This window comes from Promineifilum sp. (SeqCode), assembly GCF_041918635.1.
Lineage (GTDB): Bacteria > Chloroflexota > Anaerolineae > Promineifilales > Promineifilaceae > Promineifilum.
In genome coordinates this window covers 1-4,333 of record NZ_JAYRVJ010000349.1, presented here as the reverse complement: position 1 = coordinate 4,333, position 4,333 = coordinate 1, and the positions used below count along the sequence as shown (strand labels likewise).

Genomic DNA, 4,333 nt, shown 5'->3' with positions numbered 1-4,333 from the left:
TAGGCCAGGGCCTTGATCACGTCCGTGCCGCGGCGGATGCCGCCATCGATCAGCACCTCGATCCGGCCGTCCACCGCCTCGACGATCTCCGGCAGCACCTCGATGGTCGCCGGCGCGGTGTCCAGTTGCCGGCCGCCGTGATTGCTGACGATGACGCCCGACGCGCCGTAGTCGGCCGCCTGCCGCGCGTCGTCGGGATGCACCACGCCCTTCAGCAGCACCGGCAGCCTGGTCAGCCCGCACAGCCACTCCACATCCTTCCACGACAACGTCTGGTCGAACAGCGAGGCGACGTAGGCCGCCAGACCGGAATCCTGCATGGTCGCCGGGAACTCCTCCTGGCCGGCGGGCATCAGGTTCTTGACTGACAGGCCGGGCGGCAACTGGAAGCGATTGCGCACGTCCCGCTCGCGTCGGCCCCAGATTTGGGCGTCCACTGTCAGCGCCAGCGCCGAACAGCCGGCGGCCTCGGCCCGCTGCACCAGGGCGGCCGTCGCCCCGCGATCCTTGTAGACGTACAGTTGGAACCATACCGGCCCCGTCGCCGCGGTCATCACGTCCTCGATAGAGGTGGTCGAGAGGGTGCTCAGGATCATCAGCGTCCCGGCCGCGCCCGCGGCGCGCACCGTGGCGATCTCCCCCTCCGCGCAGGCCAGCTTGTGGAAAGCGGTTGGCGCGACGATGACGGGCATGCTCAGCCGGTGGCCCAGCACCGTGGTGGAGATATCGCGCCGGCTGATGTCGCGCAGGACGCGGTACTTCAGCTTGATGCGGTCGTAGGCGGCGTGGTTCTCGCGCAGGGTGATCTCGTCGTGCGCGCCGCTGGCGTAGTAGTCATAGGCCATCGGCGTCAACTTCTCGCGGGCGATAGTTTCGTATTCGTAGAGGTTGATGGGGTCCATGAGGTGCTCCTGTCGGCGCGGCCCAGCGCAGCCGGCCATGCTGCTAGTATAGCAGGCAAATCCGGACGCGGCAGCAACGCTCGGAGAGCCGGTTCAACCCGTCAACTTTCACGTTCACTTGATGGAAAGACGGTCGTAGCATACTATGATCCATGGAGGAGGGACGCACATGACCCAGCGTCGATCCACTATGAAAAGCGCACTACCTATCGTCCAGCGCCGCCTGACTCATCCGCGCTACTACGTGGTAGTCGCCGCCATCCTGGCGGCCGGCACGCTATTCCTTGTCTTTCAGACGGTACTCTCGCTGCAATGGTACCTGGCCCACGACAGTTCCTATTTTCACACCATCGCCTTTCTGATCGACCGGTATGACTTCGTCCCCTATCGGGACATTTTCCAGTTTTCGCTACCGCTGAATTTGCTGTTCCATCTGGCAATCGGCAAGACGCTGGGGTACGGTGACCGAGCCTTTCGCGTGGTTGATGTGATCTACCTCGGGGCGTTGCTGTTCATGACCTGGCGTGTCATGCGGCCGTTCGGGGGGCTGGTGGCCTGGGGCGCGGCGCTGTCATTTGGTCTGCTCTACCAGAGTTTCGGCGCGACCATGACGCTGCAACGGGACTACCTCTGTCTGCTACCCGCGGCCACCGCTATCTGGCTGGCAGGCGATGTCAAGACCTTTGGCCGCGGGCGTTGGCGCTATCTGGCGATCGGCGCGCTGTTCGGTCTGGCGGTATCCATCAAGCCACATTCCGGCATTGGCCTGCCGCCCGTGCTGCTCTATGCGCTATTCGCCGATGAACACCTGGGGCGCGCTCACAGCCCCCTCGATTGGCGCGCCCTCGTCAAGCCGGCCCTATTGACGGGCGCGGGGCTGGCGTTCATTGTGGCCCTGCCCCTGCTATGGCTGCAACAAAGTGGAGGGCTGCCGTCATTCTGGGACATGATGACCCACTACATCCCGCTCTACAATCAATTGAACGGCAACCAGGAGTTGCTGGGGCCGGGCGAACGGTGGATTTACGTCTTCAACACGGCGCAGATGCTTGGCAGCAAGGCCGGATTGCTGATGACGGCGGCCCTTGGTATCTATTTTGGGCTGATCGACGTGGAATTGAGCGGTCCTCAGCGGCGGCTGGTTGTCCTGCTGGCGGCCCTGATGCCCCTGTACGTGGTCTACGAGCTATTCGCCGGCAAGTTCTGGACGTACCATTGGATGCCCTTCTTCTACTTCGCGACTTGCTGCGGCGCGCTGGTTCTCCTACCTTTGCAGGAACGATATGGTCACAAAGGGCGGCAGTTATTCGCCTTGACCGCTTTCGTCGCCGGCATGGCCCTGACGCTTCGCCCGGCGCCCGATGTCTACAATCAGGTCAGAGGGCAGCCGCCCGCTCCCATTGCCGGCGGCCGCGCGGACGCCATAACCGCGTTCCTGCGGCGCGAGTTGCGACCGGGCGATACGGTCCAACTGCTCGATGGAATTACCGGCGGCAGTATGACGGCTCTGCGACGCGCGGAAGCGCGCCTGGCCACGCCCTATATTGACGACTATCAGTTCTATCACCACGTCTCCACCGATTACATCCAGGGATTGCGGCGCGACTTTCTCGCCCGCCTTCAGGCCGCGCCGCCCCGGTTTATGATTTACGTTCCCAGTCCCACCCGGCCGCACGGTGTGGATTCGGCTGACTTCCCGGAACTGGATAGCTTCCTGGCCGCTCACTATCACCCGGCGCTGGCGGGCGATGGCTTCACCATCTACGAGAGGAACGTCCCCCTCGCTTCGCCCCTTTTGCCCGCGCCATAATCCTCCAATAGAGGCGCGCCCCTGCGCGCTCCCTGTGGCATGCCGGTCTGGAGGCACACCGGCGTGTGCGCTCTCTGGCCAGGCATGCTCCTCGTGTACTCCTGCTTGTGTAGCGGGTAGTGATGGGGCATACACGCCGGTCTGCCCCTACCAAAACGCAACACAATCCCAACAACATCCTCACGGTTCCTGAACATTCCTGGGCTATCCTGTGGACAGTTAACCCAACCGCCACTCAAGTGGCCTGCGCCACAGAAAAAAGCGCAGCAATCACACTGAAGGAGAATATGCTTATGCTTCGCAACAAGATTTTGTATTCCGTCATGGGGGGCGTGGCCGTCCTCAGCCTGCTGGGCGGGGTCGCGGCCATGGCCCAGCCCGAGACGGCGGTCGTGGCTGCCGCGGCCGACAAAGCCTCGTCCATCGTTCTGGTGCAAGACAGCACCGAGAGCGACGCCACGCCTGAGGCCGAGGCCGACACCCAGACCACCATCGTTGACGACGACGACCAGTATCTCGCCGACGCGCTGGGCATCACCCTCGAAGAGCTGGCGACGGCCGAAGAGGCCGCCCGCATCGCCCTGATCGATCAGGCCGTGGCCGATGGGCGCCTGACCGAAGCCGAGGGCGAGGCTCTCAAGCTCGAAAGCGGGCGGGGCTTCCGGCGGCTGAGCGCCTACTACGACAAGGATGAGTTCCTGGCTGACGCGCTGGGCATCTCCGTTGAGACGCTCGACGCGGCCAAGCTGGAAGCGTATGAGGCCGAACTGGTCGACCGCGTGGCCGCCGGCGAACTGACGCAGGAAGAGGCCGATCTGAAGCTGGCCCAGAAGGTGGCGCAGTCCTACCTGGACACCGACGCCATTGAGGCCCAGGTGCAGTCGGCGCTGGAAGCGGCTGTCGCTGACGCCCTGGCCGATGGGGCCATCACCCAGGCCCAGGCCGATGCGCTACTGGCCCAGCTGGAGGCCCAGCCCTACCAGTTCCACGGCGGTTTCGGCGGCGGGCGCGGCCACGGTGGTCGCGGCGGTCACGGCGGGCGCGGCTTGGATACCCTGCCGACGACCCCGGAGACCACGCCGGATTCGTCCACCGGCACGACGACTGACACGGCTCTGGACGCCTAATCTCCAACCGGTGGGCCGCCCCGGCACGGCGGCTCACCGTTTCTTCTCCTCCTCTTTCTCCCAAGGGCGCGTAGTTACCCACTACGCGCCCTTATTTTTTGGGTGGAGAAGCAACCAAGGTACTATAACCCGAATGGTTTGCCACTAGCTAAATCCGACGATGAGCTGCACACGATCTTCGCCGCCTTTATCGAGTATCTCACCCGCGATGTGGCGATTACGAGGCAGGGGTTTCTACAGAGTTTGGAATAACGTTCACTCGGGCTAACAAGCGGAGAAAGGACCATGAGCAGTACAGGGGCACCATACTAATCAAATTGCTTACCGCCGCTGTCCGGGATGCCGTGCAGGGGTGGTTCGGGCTGCCGCCTTACTATGCCAAGGTCTTCGGCGAACCGGGCGAAACGGCCGTTTTCACCGATCCCAGCCTCAAACCGAACATCGATGCGCTGATAGCCAAAAGCCCTTATTGGCGCAACGAGTTTACACCCCGT

3 protein-coding genes are annotated in these 4,333 nt (G+C 63.5%); 2 read left to right on the top strand and 1 reads right to left on the bottom strand.

Annotated features, from left to right (window positions below):
* Nucleotides 1-902 (bottom strand): alpha-hydroxy acid oxidase (locus ACE3UY_RS11145; RefSeq protein ID WP_374687603.1); only part of this gene is annotated, 902 nt, incomplete at its 3' end.
* Between the two features lie 190 nt (nt 903-1,092).
* Here ACE3UY_RS11145 and ACE3UY_RS11140 point away from each other — a divergent pair.
* Together ACE3UY_RS11140 and ACE3UY_RS11135 are read left to right on the top strand one after the other, a co-directional pair.
* Nucleotides 1,093-2,712, top strand: a complete 1,620-nt coding sequence (locus tag ACE3UY_RS11140; RefSeq protein ID WP_374687602.1) for a glycosyltransferase family 39 protein — start codon at nt 1,093-1,095, stop codon at nt 2,710-2,712.
* A 293-nt stretch (nt 2,713-3,005) separates the two neighbouring features.
* The gene (locus ACE3UY_RS11135; protein ID WP_374687601.1) at nt 3,006-3,839 is read left to right on the top strand and encodes a hypothetical protein; all 834 of its coding nucleotides are present in this window, start codon (nt 3,006-3,008) and stop codon (nt 3,837-3,839) included.
* Nucleotides 3,840-4,333 lie beyond the last annotated feature (494 nt).

Bases quoted from the DNA above. Each gene is read 5' to 3' on its own strand.
- ACE3UY_RS11140 (WP_374687602.1), top strand. From the start codon at position 1,093: ATGAAAAGCGCACTACCTATCGTCCAGCGCCGCCTGACTCATCCGCGC.
- ACE3UY_RS11135 (WP_374687601.1), top strand. From the start codon at position 3,006: ATGCTTCGCAACAAGATTTTGTATTCCGTCATGGGGGGCGTGGCCGTC.